The 20,036-nt window shown below is 54.6% G+C and carries 12 protein-coding genes and 5 pseudogenes; 4 read left to right on the top strand and 13 right to left on the bottom strand.

Annotation, left to right across the window (positions count from 1 at the left end):
* The 5 genes and pseudogenes from JCM25354_RS11435 to JCM25354_RS18455 all read right to left on the bottom strand — a co-directional run.
* Positions 1-210 (bottom strand): annotated as a pseudogene (locus tag JCM25354_RS11435) (energy transducer TonB); the annotation flags it as partial.
* A gap of 387 nt (positions 211-597) precedes the next feature.
* Positions 598-1,729 (bottom strand): peptide chain release factor 2 gene (gene prfB, locus JCM25354_RS11430; RefSeq protein WP_148301497.1). Its coding sequence is split into 2 segments (ribosomal slippage): positions 598-1,659 and positions 1,661-1,729, totalling 1,131 coding nucleotides; the frame shifts between segments, so codons are not numbered across the junction.
* Positions 1,730-1,759: 30 nt separating this feature from the next.
* On the bottom strand, positions 1,760-4,489 hold the full coding sequence (locus JCM25354_RS11425) for a penicillin-binding protein 1A (protein ID WP_025886115.1): 2,730 nt from the start codon (positions 4,487-4,489) through the stop codon (positions 1,760-1,762).
* Positions 4,490-4,551: 62 nt separating this feature from the next.
* Positions 4,552-5,435 (bottom strand): annotated as a pseudogene (locus JCM25354_RS18460) (aldo/keto reductase).
* Between the two features lie 95 nt (positions 5,436-5,530).
* Positions 5,531-6,717, bottom strand: a pseudogene (locus tag JCM25354_RS18455) (SMP-30/gluconolactonase/LRE family protein).
* A gap of 249 nt (positions 6,718-6,966) precedes the next feature.
* Between JCM25354_RS18455 and pgm the strand changes: the two are divergent.
* Positions 6,967-8,611: pseudogene (gene pgm / locus JCM25354_RS18450) on the top strand (phosphoglucomutase (alpha-D-glucose-1,6-bisphosphate-dependent)).
* A gap of 59 nt (positions 8,612-8,670) precedes the next feature.
* Here the strand turns inward: pgm and JCM25354_RS21725 are convergent.
* Positions 8,671-9,192 (bottom strand): M48 family metallopeptidase, encoded by a 522-nt coding sequence (locus tag JCM25354_RS21725; RefSeq protein WP_279379573.1) that lies wholly within the window; start codon positions 9,190-9,192, stop codon positions 8,671-8,673.
* Positions 9,193-9,215: 23 nt separating this feature from the next.
* Here JCM25354_RS21725 and JCM25354_RS23085 point away from each other — a divergent pair, with 23 nt between their 5' ends.
* A complete protein-coding gene (locus JCM25354_RS23085) occupies positions 9,216-9,347 on the top strand; it encodes a hypothetical protein (protein WP_279379571.1) in 132 nt (43 codons plus the stop codon).
* Between the two features lie 415 nt (positions 9,348-9,762).
* Here JCM25354_RS23085 and JCM25354_RS18440 read toward each other — a convergent pair whose 3' ends face one another.
* The 6 genes and pseudogenes from JCM25354_RS18440 to hemC all read right to left on the bottom strand — a co-directional run bounded on the left by JCM25354_RS18440 (position 9,763) and on the right by hemC (position 16,784).
* The gene (locus JCM25354_RS18440) at positions 9,763-11,805 is read right to left on the bottom strand and encodes a TonB-dependent receptor (protein ID WP_243444037.1); all 2,043 of its coding nucleotides are present in this window, start codon (positions 11,803-11,805) and stop codon (positions 9,763-9,765) included.
* Positions 11,806-11,813: 8 nt separating this feature from the next.
* The gene (locus JCM25354_RS23080) at positions 11,814-11,945 is read right to left on the bottom strand and encodes a hypothetical protein (RefSeq protein ID WP_279379570.1); all 132 of its coding nucleotides are present in this window, start codon (positions 11,943-11,945) and stop codon (positions 11,814-11,816) included.
* Positions 11,946-12,254: 309 nt separating this feature from the next.
* A complete protein-coding gene (locus JCM25354_RS11390; RefSeq protein ID WP_025886113.1) occupies positions 12,255-12,824 on the bottom strand; it encodes a cytochrome b in 570 nt (189 codons plus the stop codon).
* A gap of 12 nt (positions 12,825-12,836) precedes the next feature.
* Positions 12,837-13,274 (bottom strand): pseudoazurin, encoded by a 438-nt coding sequence (locus JCM25354_RS11385; RefSeq protein WP_025886112.1) that lies wholly within the window; start codon positions 13,272-13,274, stop codon positions 12,837-12,839.
* 60 nt (positions 13,275-13,334) lie between these two features.
* Positions 13,335-15,567 (bottom strand): annotated as a pseudogene (katG, locus tag JCM25354_RS18435) (catalase/peroxidase HPI).
* A gap of 167 nt (positions 15,568-15,734) precedes the next feature.
* Positions 15,735-16,784 (bottom strand): hydroxymethylbilane synthase, encoded by a 1,050-nt coding sequence (hemC, locus tag JCM25354_RS11375; protein ID WP_243444036.1) that lies wholly within the window; start codon positions 16,782-16,784, stop codon positions 15,735-15,737.
* 231 nt (positions 16,785-17,015) lie between these two features.
* Between hemC and JCM25354_RS11370 the strand changes: the two genes are divergently transcribed.
* The gene (locus JCM25354_RS11370) at positions 17,016-18,848 is read left to right on the top strand and encodes a TonB-dependent receptor (RefSeq protein WP_159103490.1); all 1,833 of its coding nucleotides are present in this window, start codon (positions 17,016-17,018) and stop codon (positions 18,846-18,848) included.
* An 8-nt stretch (positions 18,849-18,856) separates the two neighbouring features.
* Entirely contained in the window at positions 18,857-19,138 is a 282-nt protein-coding gene (locus JCM25354_RS23075; RefSeq protein ID WP_025886109.1) for a TonB-dependent receptor, read from the top strand.
* A 36-nt stretch (positions 19,139-19,174) separates the two neighbouring features.
* Here JCM25354_RS23075 and JCM25354_RS11360 read toward each other — a convergent pair whose 3' ends face one another.
* On the bottom strand, positions 19,175-19,867 hold the full coding sequence (locus tag JCM25354_RS11360; RefSeq protein ID WP_025886108.1) for a GntR family transcriptional regulator: 693 nt from the start codon (positions 19,865-19,867) through the stop codon (positions 19,175-19,177).
* Positions 19,868-20,036: the final 169 nt, after the last annotated feature.

The following is a 20,036-nucleotide window of genomic DNA, read 5'->3' as shown; positions in this document are numbered from 1 at the left end:
CATCTGCGGCGGCGGTGGCGGCGGCGGTGGCGGCGGTGGCTTCTTCGGCTCCGTGATGATCTTCGTCTTGATAGGTGGATGGAACTGCTCGACGATTTTCGAACCCAGTCCGTTGATCAAGGCATAGATGATCACGATGTGGAAGAGCACAGCGATTGCGATGCCGACGATGTACTTCGTCGGGCGTCGCTCCTGCTCGGCGTAGTTCATCGGTTGTGTCACTCCAAACCCTTTGTCCTGTGCTCCACACCTCTCTTGCGAGAGGAGCGGACCGACTTGAAATTATCGCAACCGCCCCATGCGACTTGCGTTCCGGTCAGGCGTCAGTCTGGCCGACACATCCCGAAATGTTTACCATGCTCCTGACGCAGGGCTCCCGTGCAAATTGGGCAAAGGTAGGGCACTGCTGTCAAGTCGGTTTCGTTCTGTCGATGCCATTTTCCAGACTGCGATGTTTTGCATGACCGGTGAATCGACACTTTGAGACACAGTGAAACGGAACATTAATTCACTGCAAGAGTAATATTTATGAAACCGATAGAAAGGCGCTGAAAGTCCTGCGTCGCAAGAGGTTCAGCGCCTTATGGTGTTCCAACCCTATTGGGCCGTAGCACTTGCCTCGGAACGCGTAGCGCCAACACGTTGAGCCAGCGCAGCCGACATGAAATCGTCAAGTGCCCCGTCCAGCACTGCGTCTGGATTACCTTTCTCCACGCCCGTTCGCAGATCCTTGACCAGCTGATATGGTGCAAGAACATAGGATCGGATCTGATGTCCCCAACCGATATCAGTCTTGGCAGCTTCGGTCTGCGCTGCTGCAGCCTCCCTTTTCTGTAGCTCGGCCTCATACATCCGTGCTTTGAGCATCTGCATGGCGGTTGCCCGGTTACGATGCTGCGAGCGGTCCGTCTGACAGGCCACCACAATACCGGTCGGGATATGCGTTATACGAATCGCCGAATCGGTCTTGTTGACGTGCTGTCCGCCAGCGCCGGACGCGCGGAAGGTATCAACCTTCAGATCGCTGTCATTGACCTCGATCTCGATCGTATCATCGACCACAGGATAGACCCATACAGAAGCAAACGAGGTCTGACGGCGTGCCGCAGCGTCAAAAGGCGAAATACGCACCAGACGATGCACGCCGGCTTCTGTCTTGAGCCAGCCATAGGCATTGGCACCGGTCACCAGCAGAGTGGCGGATTTGATACCAGCCTGTTCGCCCTCGCTGGTTTCCATCATCGTGACCTTGTAGCCACGCTGTTCGGCCCAGCGCGTGTACATACGCAGGATCATCTCGGCCCAATCCTGGGCTTCAGTGCCGCCAGCCCCTGCATTGACCTCGATGTAACAGTCGTTGCTGTCTGCCTCGCCTGAAAGAAGGCTTTCGATCTGACGGGCATTGGCCTGCTCAGCCAGCTTGCGCAGCGTCGCCACAGCCTCTGCTACGGTATCCTGATCCTGCTCTTCCTCAGCCAGTTCGACAAGTTCGAGCATATCGGCCGTATCACGTTCGATTTTTTCGACGCCTTCAATCTGTGTAGCCAGAAGCGTCCGCTCACGCATCAGTTTCTGCGCGGCATCCGCATCGTTCCAGAGATCGGGGTCTTCTACGCGGTGATTGAGCTCCGCAAGCCGTGTCTGTGCAGCATCCCAGTCAAAGATGCCTCCTCAGCAGTGCCACCGACTGCTTGATCTGCTCCGATAGTGCCTCGGTCTCGGCCGACATTGTTTCATGCTCCCTGAAATGAATTATGCCTCAATAAAGGCCGCCCATCCCGATGTCACCCGGGGGTTGTGCATTCGGAGCCTGAAGCTTCTTGGCACCTCCCGAATTTTCACCACTGGAATTGTCAAGATCTGCCTGACTCGAGGCACCAGCCATGTCCGTTTCCGTATCATACAGATCGGCCCCTGTATCGGCGGCAGTCAAAGCTTCCGTACCCGCTCCGAAGCCATGAAGCGCGATGCTCATACCCGGCACCTGATCGGCCTTGAACCCATCAACTGCCATCAGACGCCCCGTATCATACCGAGCTAGGGTTACGCCTTCAGGCACGCGGAACTTGAGCTCTGGCCGATCTGCCAGCGCAATCTTCATGAACCTGTTCCAGATTGGTCCGGCAATACGTGCACCAGTCTCGTTTTTTCCCAGAGATTGGGGCGTATCGAACCCGATCCATACAACCGTGACAATATCAGGAGTGAATCCCGCAAACCATGCGTCGCGGAAATCCTGGCTGGTTCCTGTCTTTCCTGCAATTTCACGGGTAATATCTTTTCCGGCGACCTGGCCTGTACCACGCTTGATGACATCCTGCATCATTGCCGTGATCTGATAGGCACTGGCCGCACTGGCGACCTGACGCCGGTTATCCCTGAAGACCGGCACCTCCACACTACCGGGAACCGGTGTCGTGACAGATGGCTGCGCCGGAGATGCCGGGACCGGTGATGCGCCAGGGTCGGACGCAGGTGCTGCAGGCGTGGCAGCCGCGACAGTAGCTGTCTGGTCAGGAGCCTGCATGGTGGTGGCAAGGACCATACCCTCAGGCCGCCATAGCACGGTACCATCCCGATCGAGCACGGCATCAATGAGAGAGGGCGTTACCAGTTTGCCGCCATTGGCGATGGTGGCATAAGCCCCTGCCTCACGCAGCACGGTCGTCTCGACGGCACCAAGTGCGGCAGGCAGCACATGAGGCATCTGGTCAACCAGACCAATCGAGATAGCCATATCAGCAACCGATTTCATGCCAAGATGAGCTGCCAGACGAATGGTAACGAGATTGCGGCTTTCGCGCAGCGCATCATGCAGCGTCGTTGGTCCCCAGTTATCCTTTTCGTAGTTCTTGGGATGCCAGTCACCATAGGAAACAGGTGCGTCATCAAATTTTTCCGAAGGCGGAATCCCCTGCTCCATCGCATCAAGATAGACGAAGGGTTTGAACGAGGATCCCGGCTGACGCAGCGCCTGTGTCGCACGGTTGAACTGGGATTCCTTGAAGGACCAGCCACCGACCATGGCCAGAACCCGCCCGGTACGGGCATCAAGGCTCACAAGCGCACCTTCGACTTTCGGAACCTGACGTATGGCAACATGCTCTGAGTCGGCCTGCGGCTCGATCATGACCACATCGCCCGCGGCCAATACATTACCACTTCGCATCCAGCCGAGATCCTTGGGGAGGATCTGGCCTTCGTGAGCTTCACCATGGGAGAGCCAGCCTACACGACCCTGTGCAGGGTTCAGAAGAACCGCAAGACGCCATTGATCGATCATGCCAGCGGGAGGCGTGACCTCTTTCAGGGCAGTATGCCATCCATCGCCCAGTCCCGCTTCATGCAGCCTGGTAACAGGGCCACGCCAGCGACTATGCGCACGGTCATACTCCATGAGACCCTGTCTCAGATTGAGAGTGGCCGCATCCTGCAGTTTGCGATCAAGACTCGTATGAACCTCAAGCCCGCCCTGCATGGCGCGGTCGGGACCATAACGATCAATCAGCTGACGACGGACTTCGCTGCCGAACCACTCGGCATTGGGCAAAGGCCCGAAACGCACGGCGTCATGTGGAATGAGCGGCTCTTTCTGACCGGCATCAGCCGCTTCGCGGGTGATGGCATGAATGTCGGCCATACGATCCAGCACCCAGTTCCGACGCTCGATAGCACGTTCAGGATGGCGATAAGGATTGTAGTTGGCAGGTGATTTGGGCAACGCCCCCAGAAACGCTGCCTCGGCATCCGTCAGCTGGTCGAGAGGCTTGTTGAAATAGGTTTGTGCCGCCGCTGCAACGCCATAGGCACCATTCCCGAGATAGATACCATTAAGATAGATCTCAAGAATCTTGTTCTTGCTCAGCGTCTGCTCGATACGCAGCGCCAGAAGCGCTTCTTTTTCCTTGCGTTCCAGCGTACGCGCATTGCTGTTGAGCAGCATGTTGCGCGCCACTTGCTGGGTAATGGTCGATGCACCCAATGCACGTTTGCTGCGATGGGTGAGATTGGTCAGTTCTGCACGAAGGATAGCAAGCGGATCCAGCCCGGCATGGGTATAGAAGTTCTGATCCTCGGGGGCGATAAAAGCATTTTTCACCCGCTCCGGAATCGCATTGATCGGAACATATATTCTTCGCTCTGCCGCGAGTTCGGCCATGATCCGATCGTCGGAGGTGTAAATCCGACTGACCGTTGGCGGCTGGTACGTCTTGAGCGTATCGACACTCGGCAAATCGGACGCAATGCGCTCATATTGATGCCAGATGAACAATCCCGATCCGGCCACCCCGACCAGAACAACACCGACCGCAATCGCGAGACCCTGCCGCCACCGGCGAAAACGGGGGCCACGAGGAGACTGACCGCCCCCGGTCGGCTTTCTTCCTCCCCCTAGCGGCACACGCGTACTACCCCCGCCACCCGAGGCGGTAGAGAACCAGATCAGGGAAAACTCTGCGGAAGAAAGGGCGGTGGTGGCGTTGATCATAAAGCGTATTCTACCATTCTCCGTTGTCCCCGTCGCCCCCTGCAATCATGGCAGGACAAGCCTTATTTGTCCGCTTTTTCCCATACTTCCCGCCCCTGCCTGTCGAGTGCCGCACACTCATCCGCGTTTAACGAGATCGCCGCTGCACGCATATTGTCTTCAAGATGAGACGGACTGCCGGTTCCGGGGATGGGAAGCATGACCGGGGAACGATGCAAGAGCCATGCAAGAGCAACCTGGCCGGCTGATACCTCCCGCTCTTTTGCGATCGTATCAAGTACCGTTCCAGACCGGGCAAGAGAACCGGCAGCCAGAGGCGCCCATGGCATGAAACCGATATTGCGTTCGGTGCAATAATCCAGAACATCCTCGGATTTACGATCGACAAGATTGAAACGGTTCTGAACGGTTGCAACCGGGAAGAAGCGGCTGGCCCGCTCAATCATCGGCACGTCAACCTCGGACAGGCCAACATGACGTATCAGCCTTCTTCACGCATTTTTGCAATTATCTCGAACTGGATCTCGGGCGCACAATCAGACCCGACCCGGTGAAGCTGCCACAGATCGATCCGTGCAACACCGAGACGACGCAGTGACATCAATACGCACTGCCTGAGATAATCCGGATTACCGACCGGGCGCCAGATATCAGGACCATGCCGGGTCAACCCTCCCTTGGTGGCAATGACCTGATCATTATAGGGAAACAACGCCTCTTTTATCAGATCTTCAGACACGAACGGACCATAGGAATCTGCCGTATCAATAAGGGTGATACCCAGATCACGTGTGTGACGGAGAGTCGCAAGAGCCTGATCACGGCTTTCCGGTTCTCCCCACACACCCTGACCGGTGATGCGCATGGCGCCGAAGCCGAGGCGAACAACCTTCAGATCTCCGCCAATGGAGAAATGACCGGATTGCGATGCGTCGATGGCTGTCATGATATACCCCTCTCGGAATGAACTGTGACCGAACGCATCCTGCCCCGGAGAGGTTTTATGCACGGGGAAACGGGGCAGGATTTCTCAAGCAGGAATCAGGATGGGGCTGCACCCTGCACACCAACCTGAAGCATGAACAAGGCACTGCCAGCGCACATAATGATATGATCACGCTTCGGCCCGGCAAAAGTCAGGTTCGAGCAGCCCTGCGGAAGACGGATACGACCGATCAGCACACCCAGCGGGTTAAAAACAAAAACGCCACACAGACCAAGAGGGCCAGTTACACCGCACCAGAGGTTGCCATAGACATCAGCCCGGAATCCGTCAGGTTCATCTGTGCACCATGCAGGCGCATATCTGCAAAAACGCGCCCGTTGGTCAGGCTGTCACCCTGCACATCATAAACGTGGATGGCCTGGTCACCCCCCTTGGTCTGACCCGGTCCTGCCGGAGTGGAAGCAATGTAAAGCTTCTTGAAATCAGGAGAGAAGACCAGACCGTTCGGGCAGGTAATGTCCTTTTCGGCCAGAACAGCCTTGAGCGTGCCATCGGGAGCAAGACGGAACACATGATCCTGCTGACGTCTGACGCCACCGATCTCGCCAATCAGTTCACGGCCGATCTTCCACTTGATTTTGCCATCGGGATTGGTCGGACCGCCCGGTTCATCAGCATGTCCCTCGCTGATATTGGTCCCGTAACCGGGATCGGTGAACCAGATACTTCCATCGGGATGAACCACCACGTCATTAGGTGAGTTCAGACCCTTGCCTTCGAATTTGTCGGCCAGAACCGTGACACTTCCGTCATGCTCGAAGCGTACCAGACGACGGAAAAAATCTTCACAGGTAATCAGGCGCCCCTGATAATCAAAACAATTGCCATTTGCGGAATAACTGTCAGGGCGGAATTCGGACACCTCGCCCGTCTCCCAGACATAGCGCAATGCCTTGGACCGCACGACATCGCTGAAAACAAGATAGCGCCCTTCGCTGCTCCAGGCCGGCCCCTCTGTCCAGACACCCTTGTCCCAGATTCGTCTGATAGGCGCCGCGAAATAGGTCAGGGCGTTAAAAGACGGGTCGAGCGCCAGAACATCCGGATCCGGAAAATAGGCAGGCCCGGCTGCACTGCCCCACTGGCGCGCAGGCTGGCTGACCACACTTGGCGGGCTGACGGTCACTTCTGAAGCCGCTCTGGCTGGCAGGGCAGCGCAGGCAACACCGCTCAGGGCTGTAGTCAAAAACCCTCTACGGGCGAGGGGGAGATTCAGGTCCATCATCTTGTCCTGTGAATGGGTCTTGCGACACGCGCCGCGTTCCATAACGCCATTCTACAGTATCAGGACCAAAACGGATTTATAACAAGTTGTTATCAATCATTCGTGACAAATCACATCTGACTGTTCCCGACGTCCTGACAGACCGTCAAAAGCACAGGCAACCCGACCTGACACATTGACTTCATGTCTTCAGGCGGTTTCACCTGACGCCATGGTTTATGCCCGCATGTTCAAGGATTTGATTTCATGACGACTGTCAGCCCCCTCGCCGGCAAGACGCTGCCCGCAGCCGATCTGGCCGATATTCCGGCCCTGATCGCTGCCTATTACAACCGCAAGCCTGACCCGACTGTTTCTACGCAGCGCGTTTCCTTTGGCACATCCGGGCATCGTGGTTCATCACTGCATACCAGCTTCAACGAAAATCATATTCTGGCCATCAGCGAGGCGATCTGCCGCTATCGAAATGAGAAAGGAATCACCGGGCCGCTTTTTATCGGCATTGATTCCCACGCACTTTCCGGCCCGGCGCAGCGTTCGGCCATCGAGGTCTTTGCCGCGCATGGCGTGGAAGTCCGCATTGACTGCAATGATCGTTTCACCCCGACACCTGTCGTCTCACATGCTATCCTGACCTATAACAAAGGCCGCAGTGAAGGGCTGGCTGACGGGGTGGTGATTACCCCGTCGCATAATCCACCGGTCGATGGTGGCTTCAAATATAATCCACCCCATGGTGGTCCCGCCGATACCGATATCACCAAGGTGATCCAGGATCAGGCCAATGCCTTTCTGTCAGCCGGTCTGAAAGACGTTCATCGCCTGCCCTATGAAGAAGCGCGAAAGGCCGACTGCGTGCGCGGTCATGATTTCATCACGCCTTATGTGGATGATCTGGCGCCGTGATTGATATGGATGCGATCCGTCAGTCGACTATCCGTATCGGCATTGACCCGCTGGGTGGTGCAGCGCTCGATTACTGGCCTGCCATCATCAGGAAATACGGTCTGAAAGCTAAAATCGTCAGCAACGAACTCGACCCCGCTTTCGGCTTCATGACGGCAGACTGGGACGGGCAGATCCGCATGGATTGCTCCTCACCCTACGCCATGGCACGTCTGATTGGTATGGGCTCCGAATTCGACGTTGCCTTTGCCACCGATACCGACGCCGATCGCCACGGCATTGTCTCACGCCCCGATGGGCTGATGAATCCCAATCATTACCTGGCTGTCGCGATCTGGTACCTCTTCACCCAGCGCAAGGGCTGGAGCGAAAACGCAAAAATCGGCAAGACGCTGGTCAGTTCGGCTCTTATTGATCGTGTTGCGAGAAAGATTGGCCGCGATGTGGTGGAGGTGCCTGTCGGATTCAAATGGTTCGTCGATGGCCTCTATGAAGCAGTCTTGGCTTTGGTGGCGAGGAAAGCGCGGGCGCTTCCTTCCTGCGTCGTGACGGCAGCGTCTGGTCAACCGACAAGGATGGCCTGATTCTTGGTCTGCTGGCTGCCGAAATCACTGCCGTGACCGGCAAGACACCGGCAGAACATTACCATGCGCTGACAGCCGAACTCGGTGCCCCTTTCTATCAGCGTATCGACGCGGCTGCGAACCCTGAGCAGAAAGCCATTCTTTCGAAACTCACGCCAGAAAATCTTTCCATGACCCATCTGGCAGGTGATCCGGTAACGGCCACACTGACACGCGCACCCGGCAACGACGCTGCCATTGGCGGGCTGAAGGTGACGACCGAGAACGGCTGGTTTGCCGCCCGTCCTTCCGGTACGGAAGATGTCTACAAGATCTATGCCGAGAGTTTCGTCAGCGAAGCCCATCTGAAACAGATCCAGAAGGATGCCCAGACCGCCATCTCGGCACTCTTCAATGCCTGAAATGAAGAGGCTCTTTCCCGATGGGAAAGAGCCTTTTTTACCATTGAAAGGCGTTCGGATCAGGCGGGATGCTGTGCCTGATTATAAAGCGCCATAGCACGGGGCAACGCCGCTTCAATTGCTTTCTGACGCTCAGCATCTTCAGGATGATCAGACAGGAAACGCGCCAGCCCCCCTGTATTGGACTGCCCCTTGAGAGAGGCCATTTTCTGCCAGAGGCTTATAGCCGCATGAGGATCATATCCGGCTTGCGCCATGATCATCAGACCACCCAGATCAGCTCTGGTCTCAAGGCGGCGCGAAAAAGGCAAGCCTATTCCCATCTGTGAAGCCGCTCCCAGGAGGGCTCCCGCATTACTGCCCGCATAAGCACTCATGGCCACGGTAGCCAGGCTTGAAAGAGTCTGTTGCCCTGCTTTCTCCTTCGAATGCTCTTCCAGAGCATGAATCATTTCATGCCCCAATACGGCTGCCACTTCAGCATCAGAAAGATGAAGCGTCTGTATCAGGCCCGTATAAACACCCACCCGGCCACCAGGCATAACCCAGGCATTGATTTCATTACTCCGGAACAATGCCAGCTGCCACTTGAAAGGAACGCCCGTTGTATTGGCTGATCAGCTATCGGCTCGAGGCGGCTCAGAACCCGGCGAACCTGATCGTACATGGCGCCACTGGTAACAAGCGCATTCTTCTGCGACGCATTGTCGACTATTTGGGCGTATTGTTGTTCTGACTTGAGGTTCAGTGAATTCGTATCATTGCCAGACATTTCAGCGATACTTGCACAACCTGAAATGGAGAGTGCAAAACCGCCCAACACGGCAAGACGCCAAGACCTTGCCTTTGAACAAGAAAGGAAATTTTCCATTATATTCAGCCGTCACATCAGAAGGAGTTTATTATCTATTATATTGAATCATTTTGTATGTGTAAAAAAACTATGTTATTTCAGTTTTTTATTGTTTCAGCCACAACAGCTCTGTCGAAGATTCTCCCGATCTCAGCAGGATTTCGTCAATCCGGAAATCCTGCTTTTCTGAAATCATTCGAACTGTTTTCAACCCGACCCTCTGACAGAATTGTGTGGATCAGCACCCAGACCATCCATCAGACATTCGTCCTTTATATGGATTTTTCTTTGCCGGCATTCATTCGTAATTACCGGATATACTGACAACAGCAGCAAAGCCCGAGCCAATATCATAGGTCGGCTGGGCACCGGTCAGGGAGCTGCCATAAACGCCTCGATGCGCATTTGCAGCTGCAGTATAGCCGTAAACACCTGACAGGTAATGCTGGTCCGAAATATTGATCAGATTCAGCATCAGTTTCGGCGAAACGCGACCGATTTTCGGCAATCTGCGCCCCATGGAAATATCCGCAGTCATATAGGATGGAATGCTCTGATCATTCATGAGAGTCGCATATTGCGCATCCGAGTAACGCAGATTGAACGTGCCGAAATTCGCGCCATCATCATAACTGAGACCGGCCGTCGCCAGGAATTTGGGCGCTCCAGGTTCCTGCTTGCCTTTCGTCGGCAGATAATCACCCTGATAGGAAACGTTGTTGCCGATGCGTGACGTCATGTACTGACCTGACGCATAAGCGCTCAAATGATGCCAGGGCCGGGTTGCGAGTTCCAGCTGTACGCCATCGGCTTGCTGACCGCCCGCATCGATAATCTGTGAGATCATGTTTGTCGTACCGGGCTGATACATCGAGCTGGTGATCTGATGATGGGTCATGTTGTAGTGAAAATAGGCGATATTCGCCATCATGACCCCGCTATAGCGATAGCCGATTTCCTCACCAATCATATATTCCGGTTCGTAAGGATCCAGAGGCTTGCTCGTGGGCTGACCGGTAAAATGGCTGATCATCGAAACCTGCGAACTCAGACTGCTTGGCAGGCGATAGCCGGTCGTCCCGTTGATATAGACCTGATGCGCTGGCGCAAACCGGTAGCTCATCGTCACTTGTGGCGCAGGAATGAAAACATTCCTGACCGATTTATAGGGCGACGCCCCTGGCAGATCCATCGTGTATTGCCGATTGAACATGCCGGTCTTGAGGGCTGCCTCGAAAATCAGGCGGTCATGCAGCAGGCTGATCCGGTCTTTTAGCGCAATGGTATTGCTCTGCTGCACAGCATTTTCAGGATCTTCATTGATCGGCAAACCATTAGCCGTGAGGTACCCTGTCGAGCGCGTCCATTGTCCGGCCTGATTGAGCGGGTAATAACGCTGGTTCGAAGACTGGTTGGCGTAAGAATACCAATAGGAAAGACTGAGTGTGTTGAAGGATTTTTTCCAGCTTCCCACCAGAGTGAGACCGGAAGAAAGGGTGAACCAGGGCTGATGCATAACGGTTCTGACACTCGCAGAAGAAGGCGCATAACCGTCGAGATGATCGTAACGCTGCGTGCCGATATAACCATTCGAAACCGGTACAGTCGCGCCTGAGAAATACGGCCCGTTGAACTCCACGCCATACGCTGTAGCATCGAACGACAGTCCATGATCGAACTCGAAGTGATTTTTCAGCGCCCCATAAACCGTGCCGGTATTACGCTTGTTGATCTCGTAGAAGCCGGGTGAAGACGGATCCTTGTTGGCATTATAACCCACGCCATAGTGCTGCCACTGGCCCAGTGTCGGATAAAGCCATGATGTCTGATCCGATTTCGTATAGCCGAAAATCGCCTCTGAATCACTGCTGGCATTCCAGCTTTTGGTAAGTGCTGCGTCGACATGCCAGCGACTGACCGAACCAGGCCCGCGCCAGAGATTGCCGCTCGAATAGGAGCCCGAAACAAAACCATACACACCAGTATGGCCAATCTCTCCCGTATCGTAGCGCAGGAACTCCTTGTTCAGGCTATGCGTGCCTCCAGAAGCCTGAACGAACAGGTTCTGATGGGTGGCAGGGCGACGCATGGTCATGGAAAGCTGAGCGCCCACTGCGTTATAGACGGGCGCATTCATGTCGGATGAGCCTTGCATGACAGAGATTGAACCCATGTTCTCGGGGTCCACCATGGAAGGCGTATAAACACTATAGGTAAAGGGGTTGGCCGCAGGAATACCTTCAAGGGTTACGCCAATTTCCGTACGATCCAGACCACGTATGTGAAAAGATTCGAATGAGGCCGTCAGCGGTCCCTGACTGGAAGCTACTACACCAGGCAAATTGGCAATCAGCCTGTCGGCGTGGACATCGGTGATTGTTTGGAAATGAAATCAGCCGTCAGTGTGCTGATGGTTTTAGGCGTCGTATGCGCAATCATCATACCGCCACCAGCCGCATGATGTCTGGCAGAGACGGTCACATTCTCTTCCACAGATCTGGCGTGCGTGTGCGTCGGCTTTGAGGGGACATATTTTGAATCAGGGGCTGCTGCCTGAGCTGTGGAGAACGCCTGGGTAAGAAAACAACCACAAAGCAGAATATGTCTTCGCATCACGCACCATTGATTTTTGATCTTGATAAGGCGCGATCACTTACAAAAACAAAATGGATTATAATACCCGTTTATAAAAACTTCATATTTCCACACATAAACTTTATCGAATACATAAAACGGTCATTTTTATCCCGATTTCGTGTGTGTTTTTATGCCAACGACCTGACTTGATAGTCAGGATCGTGTTCCGGCTCCAGACCGGGGAAGTATCTGGCTGAAGACACCGTCTTTTCTTACCAGACCGTGCCAGAGAGCCGCCGCAATATGTCCGGCGATGATCCCTGCCAGGATCCAGCCGGCCCAGTGGTGTAGAGTGCGAAGTGGTTCCTCGAAACGGCCATCACTGGGAAAAGGAAAGAGTGGCCAGTCAAAAAAGCCAAAAAGACTCAGGGGCAAAGCAAGGCTCGATGCCGAAGCCAGAGCCCAGCCACTCAGAGGTGAAAGAATCTGTCCGACATAGAGCAGAAAATGCGTCGATGACGCCAGTTTTCTTGCGCTCGGTGCCAGAGTCTTTGGAAGCGCTGGTGGTTTATGACCAAGACGCCAGATGACCCGAAGCGCAACAAGCAGAAGCGTCGCGATACCCAGAGCGCGATGGGTTTGAAACAGGGAAAACGCCAACATGTCGTCGAACGTCAGGTGATCCATCACCAGACCGAGGCCAATCTGGGTCAGGATCAACGCTGCAATTGACCAGTGCAGCAAAGAGGCAGCAAGCGTATAATGTGTGCCTTCCTGCTTCATGACGCCCTTCCCTCAGCCATGATCGAGCTGGGTAAAGAGCTGATCGAAACGCATCTTTGCTGCGCCAGGCTGGGATACCGCTTTTGCTGCCGTTTCATTTACAGGCTTGTCGACCACGACGAGACCGACCATGCCCAGAAAATAATGTGGCAGGCATTTATAACCGTAAATACCAGGCTTCGAGAATGTGACGCTCAGATCATGCCCCATCTGACCCGCAAAAGGCGTCGCGCCGTCGGGAATCATACCGGTGATTGACTGGGCGTTATGACCGGGATCACTGGCGATGAAATGCACCGTATCACCGGGCTGGATATGCACGATTGCAGGCTCGAACCCCCTGCTGCCGTTGGAGGCATGAGACAGCATCTTGACATCAATTGTCGCTGCCTGGGCCGCGAGGGGCATCATGGTGGCGCAGAGCGCCAGAGCGCGGATCATTCTGGACATAGGATTCTCCCTGGGCCCGCCAGCCCGCAAGGGCTGACGGTTTTTACGTATTCAGAACACTTAGTTGCGATGCAAATCGAAACGATCAAGCGTCATGACCTTGGTCCAGGCCTTGGCAAAATCATTCACGAACTTGGTCCTGGCGTCGTCCGAAGCATAGACCTCGGCTACAGCGCGCAGTTCGGCACTCGCACCGAAGACCAGATCAACCGATGAGGCCGTCCAGCGCTGCTTGTTCGTCTCGCGGTCGAAACCGTCATAGACGCCAGGCTGCGAGGCAGATTTTTCCCAGCGTGTGGACATGTCGAGCAGGTTGACGAAGAAGTCATTGCTGAGCGTGCCCGGACGCGTGGTCAGAACACCCTGTTCTGAATGAGCCGTGTTGATATCCAGCACACGCAGACCACCCAGAAGTACCGTCATTTCCGGCACGGAGAGATCAAGATTACTGGCACGATCGACCAGCATTTCAGTCGGCGATTTCTCATCCTGTTCGGCACGGTAGTAGTTGCGGAACGCATCAGCGCTCAGCTCCAGCAGGGCAAAGCTCTGCTTGTCGGTCTGCTCCGGCCCGGCATCCACACGACCGGGTGCGAAAGGCAGGTCAAGATTTACACCGGCTTTCTTTGCAGCCTGTTCAACACCGACATTACCTGCCAGCACAATCACGTCAGCCAGAGAGACCTTGCGACCATGATGATTGGCGCTGTTGAAGTGCTGCTGCACAGCTTCGAGCTTGGGCAGGACGATCTTCAGATCTGCCGGATCATTCACGGCCCAGTCATTCTCGGGGGCCAGACGGATACGGGCGCCATTGGCACCGCCGCGATGATCGGAGGTCCGGAAAGAAGCAGCTGAGGCCCAGGCCGTCTTGATCAGATCGCGTTCAGACACACCTGAAGCTGCAATGGCTTTCTTCAGCTCGCGAATATCAGCCTGGTTGATGACCGCACCCTGTGCATGGGGAAGCGGGTCCTGAAACAGGAAGTCAGCAGCCGGAACTTCAGATCCGAAATAACGCGACTTCGGTCCCATATCGCGATGGGTCAGCTTGAACCAGGCATGAGCAAAGGCATCGGCAAACTGCTCGGGATGAGCGGCCCAGCGCGTGATGATCTCGTGATAAGCCGGGTCGGTCTTGAGCGCGATATCAGTTGTGAACATCATCAACGGATGCGCCTTGTTCGGATCACTGGCATCCGGCACGATATTCTCGGCATCCTTGGGCATCCACTGGATGGCACCGGCAGGGCTCTTCGTCTTGACCCATTCATGGCCGAGCAGATTATCGAGATATTGCGACGTGAAGTGGATCGGATCAGCCGACCAGGCACCCTCAAGTCCACTGGTGATGGCGTCGGTCGCCTTCAGCTTGCCCTTGACGCAATGATTGGCCCAGCCCAGACCCTGCTGCTCAACAGGAGCGGCTGCAGGAGCATCGCCAACACATTTGGCTGCCGAGGCCGCACCATGTGCCTTGCCGAAAGTGTGACCACCAGCAATCAGTGCCACAGTTTCCTCATCATTCATGCCATACGGCCGAATGCAAGACGGATCATCTGGCTGCGGCGGCCGGATCAGGCACGCCATTCGGGCCTTCCGGATTTACATAGATCAGACCCTTGGTGGTCGAAGCCAGAGGCTTGGGCAGATGGCCACCAGGCTCGACACTGGATTTCTTGATCTGGGAATCCACGTTCGAGGCACCAAACTGCGTACCCGGACCCCAATAGACCAGCTCTGACTCCCAGTCATCGGGGCGGCCGCCTGCATAGCCAAGGGTCTTGAAGCCCATGGATTCGAGCGCAACGTTGCCTGTCAGCACCATCAGATCGCCCCATGAAAGATCGCGGCCATACTTCTTCTTGACTGGCCAGAGCAGACGGCGTGCCTTGTCCAGGCTGGCGTTATCGGGCCAGCTGTTCAGCTGTTCGAAACGCTGTTCACCACCTTCTTCACCGCCACGACCATCCATGGCACGATAGGTACCTGCCGCGTGCCAAGCCATACGCACAAAGAATGGCGCATAGGTGCCATAATCGGCAGGCCACCAGGGCTGCGACTGGGTTAGCGTCTTGCGGATATCAGCCTTGACCGCATTCAGGTCCAGCTTCTGGAAATAACGTGGATAATCGAAATCGGCACCGTAAGGATTCGATTGTGCATCGTGCAGACGAAGAGGAGCCAGACTTAAACGTGTCGGCCAGTAGAACTCGTGTGGCTTTTCAATACCATCCGCACGTGCGGAAGAAGGCATCGAGGTGAGGGTCGTAGAGGCAACCAGTGCCGCCATGCCGATCTTCAGAAGTTTCATCAATTTACTCCATGAGTATTTATAATGACCATTTCGATTGCGAAGATCACTATCGTTGTTCTGTCCTAGGGTTTTACCCGTTATTTATCAAACCGATAGTTTCTATATCTATAACAGGTAAAACCTGTCTTTTATCCGAAGAGTCCTTACCATCCGGGCTGACCGATTACGCGCTCGAACACTGCACTCGGTGTATCCCGACGCAGCATTACGCCCATTTCCACCCCCAGCCGGGCCGCATCAGCAGGGGAACCTTTGATTTTTCTTCTTACCAATACGCTGCCGTCTTCAGCCGCGATCAGACCATGGAGCACCAGATCCCCGTTCTCTATGCGAGCGAAACCACCAATCGGCGTGCGGCAGGAACCATCGAGTGTTTCCAGCAAGGTACGCTCGGCAATGGCGGCCAGGTGCGTGGTGGAGTCCGCAATCGTCTTTACCAGTGCGCGCAATCCGGTGTCGCGACGCCTCAGTGTGATGCCGATGATACCCTGGCCACAGGCGGGAAGCATTTCCTCAGGGTCGAAAATGACATCAGCACGATCAGCAAGACCAAGACGTTTCAGCCCTGCCAGAGCAAGAAATGTCGCATCACAGGCTCCCTCTTCCAGCTTGCGCAGCCGGGTCTGAACATTGCCTCGTATCAGACAGAAACGCAGATCCGGGCGACGGGCCAGAAGCTGGGCCTGCCGACGGACAGAGGCACAGCCAATCACAGCTCCCTTCGGCAAACAGTCAAGCGGCTCCCCAGTCTGGGCTACAGCATCACGATTGCGCAGTACCAGTGCATCGCGCGGATCCTCACGCTCCAGTGTGCAGTCCAGAACGAGGTCATCAGGCAGAAAGGTTTCGAGATCCTTGAGACTATGAACGGCAAAATCGATTGTTCCAGCACGCAATGACTCATGAATTTCTTTTGAAAACAGACCTTTTCCACCAATATCAGCCAGACGTCTCACCTGGTCCCGATCGCCACGTGTGGAAATCGGCGTTTCACACAGGGACCCGAACAGTTCGATAAACGGATGGGCCAGGCTGAGCTGGGTCATGAAGCTCCGTGCCTGAACCAGAGCCAGCGGAGAAGCGCGCGTACCTACACGCAACGCCTGACCGAATGCAGGGTGGTGAAGAAACTCCGGTGACAGAGAGACTGCATACGGAGCAATCGATTGGGGACGAGCGAGCGATAGGGTCATAAGGACGGGATAGCTTCGCATCCCTCTGAACTGTAACTGTTAGTTCCTCGGTCAGTGGCCGGTTTTACCTATATACAGAACTGTCAGACAACAGGCTGCCCTCCTGATTTGTGGCCTGAACGCAACAATCACATTTTCGCATCGAAATGCTTCACGAAGATACTTCCTGGATTTCTTCCATATAATAATGATAATCATTATCATATGGAAACTCCGAAGGCTTCTATTCCCATGATCCGCCGATACACCAGCCTGACCCGGGGGCGTAATGAATCTGCTACCGGATTCTTCTGCCTTGCCCTTGCAACAGGTTTTATCTGTCAGCCTGAAACCAGCTGGGCAGACGAAACCCGGAAAACCTCTCTGTCATCCATGACAACAGAGTCAAAAAAACAGATCGGGATCAGAAAGGAAAAAGAGAGCCCCAATCCGGCCGAGACAATCATTGTCGTTGGTGAGAAAATTGACCGACTGCAGAATACAAACAGCGCCACGACAATCCTGCGCCATCTCGATGCCAGCGAATATCGGTCGCTCTATGATGTAGTCAATCGGGTACCAAACATGATCGGCAATGCTGCCGATATTCCCACAATACGTGGAATGACCGGGTCGGGTGCAGCAGGCGGCATCTTCAGTCTGATGTCCGGCAGTCGACCAAGAACAGCCACCATCATTGACGGACTCCCTGAAACCTATTCCGGCCAGCGTTACGTCGATGCCGGGACCTGGGATATGGATCAGGTCAGCGTTCTCCGTGGTCCGCAAGCGACGACCCAAGGTCGAAATGCGATTGGCGGCGCCATCACTCTCAATTCGAAAGCGCCTACACAATACTGGCAGGCTGGTGTCAGAGGGGGTTATGAAAGCGCAGGCAGCAAAGGGGTCTTTGCCGGGGTACTTTCTGGCCCGATCATCAAGGACGAACTGGCATTCCGTATCACAGGCGATGGCGTACGCGGCGATAGCTATATACGCTACCCAGGCGATAACTGGCCCTTCAACCCGCATGAGGTAAGTCAGACTTCCGTACGGGGCAAACTGCTCTGGACACCGAAAATCCTGCCCGACCTCAAGGTGACTCTCATGGGCTGGCATCGCGAGCAGCATGGTGAATATCTCTATACCGCGGCAGGACCGGATCTGTTTCGATACCGGTTTGATAATCCGGATATGAATACGCGTATTTCGGATTCGAGCATTGATCAGGCAAGTCTGCGCGCCAGCTATCGGATCAGTCCCTCCCTGACCAATGAGCTGACCTATGGTCATGTCTGGTATGATGCGCTTTTCCATCAGGGTAATGCTCTTGGCAGCACCAACAGTCTTGGTCACCTCGCCCTGCGTGAAAAGAACAACACGGTTGAAGACAGAATCGTTCTTGCCCCTGCACAGGGCCGTCTGAATGGCGTTGCCGGCTTTTATTACTTCAACCGGGATCAGAATATACGGTCTGATATGGGCGTAAACGGCCCCGATGCCGAACGCACCTATGCGGGCTATCTCGATGGCACACTGCATCTGACCGGCGGACTGAGTCTGATCGCAGGCGCGCGCGTGGAGCGTGAGGAGCAAACACGCAACGTTGCCCTTTCATGGGGCAAGGTCGCGCTCGATACAGGCACAACCATGTTTCTGCCCAAGGGCGGATTGAGTTATCGTTTTACGCCAGTCACAAGCACCAGCTTCACCGTACGTCGTGGTTACAATCCGGGAGGCGGGGCTATCGACTGGGACAATGGTACCTATTACCAATACGGCAAGGAGACCGTGACGACCTACGAACTCGAAGGGCATACTGAATTGCTCAACCGGGCACTAAGTCTGAATACCAATCTCTTTTATAACGACTATCATGATTATCAGGATCTCCTGAACTACACCTTCGTCAATATTCCTCACGGGCGCAGCTGGGACTGGAGCTTGAAGCGATCTACCATGTCACGAAAAGTCTTGAGGTTTTTGGCGGTCTCGGCCTGCTGGACACAAAAATTCTCAATGCGCCAGAAGCCTATCATTCAGTTGAAGGCAAGAAATTCAGTAATGCTCCATCGGCGACACTGAATATCGGGGTGGAAAAAAGCTTTCATAATGGTCTGTTCATGGGAGCAAACTTCAACCGTGTAGGCAGCTATACCTCCCAGGTTGAAAGCGGTACCGGGGTGATCGCGGGAGATTATAATGTGCTCAACGCCCATCTGGGTTACCGGACACGCCATTATACGATCCGTTTTTATACAAAAAACCTGACGAATGAGAATATTCTTTATAGCGGCCGCACCAACTGGGCAGGTCTGCAAGCACAGATAGGGCAACCTCGCGCTTTCGGATTTACGATAGACGGGCGGCTCTGATTATCCGGTTTGCCCTGTCAGACAGGGCAGATTTTCTCATACGGTGCAAAGCGCACTGCGCAATCCTGTATGACGATTGCTGCTGGCACGATTCCTCAAGGCTCTCTCCAGATGCACCAGATGATCCTGCGTGATGCGTATGGCCTCATCCTTGTCACCACGCTCCATGGCGGTGATCAGCGCACCATGATCATCGCAGGAATGCTGGGCATCAGCCTCGGACTGGTAAAGGGCTGCAATGAGCACAGTACGTGCTGTCAGATTTTCAAGAATATCTGCTAGAATAGAATTTCCCAGCACATGTGCCATATGCACATGAAAATTTCCCAGCAGATAAGCGCGACGGGCCAGATCCTGGTCTGCAATGGCTGTTTGCTGGGCCAGATGATGCGCTCTCAGACGCGTAATGGCTTCCGCAGAGATGGCGTGATGATTCATGATCAAACCGGTCTCGACGGCTCGCCGCGCATTGATGATCTCACGCGCCTCGATTACTGAAGGTTCGATCACGAACCACCCCCGGCGTGGTGAAACATCGACCAGACCACGACTGCTGAGGCGTATCATTGCTTCGCGTACCAATGTGCGCGATACGCCAAAGATATCCCCGACTTCTTTTTCGCCAAAACGCTCGCCAGGCGCAATCCGCCCTGAAAGCACAGCGTGAATGATCCGCTCTTCGATCACATGGCCACTGGCACGTTCCGTTTCGACTTCTGGTTGCAGCATGCGTAACTTATGCGCTGATCAGATACCCAAAGCAAGCAGATCGCTTCCATAGCAGAGCGAAACGCCAGAAAATGAAATTACTGTTTTTATTGTGAATTTGTTCATGTATCATATTTTTATTGTATTTATTTCTATTTGCCTAATTAAGAGAAATTCGCCTCAATCAATA

The organism is Asaia prunellae JCM 25354, assembly GCF_000613885.1.
Taxonomy (GTDB): domain Bacteria; phylum Pseudomonadota; class Alphaproteobacteria; order Acetobacterales; family Acetobacteraceae; genus Asaia; species Asaia prunellae.
The sequence above is the reverse complement of the archived record's forward strand: the minus strand, read 5'-3'. Positions and strand labels throughout refer to the sequence as shown.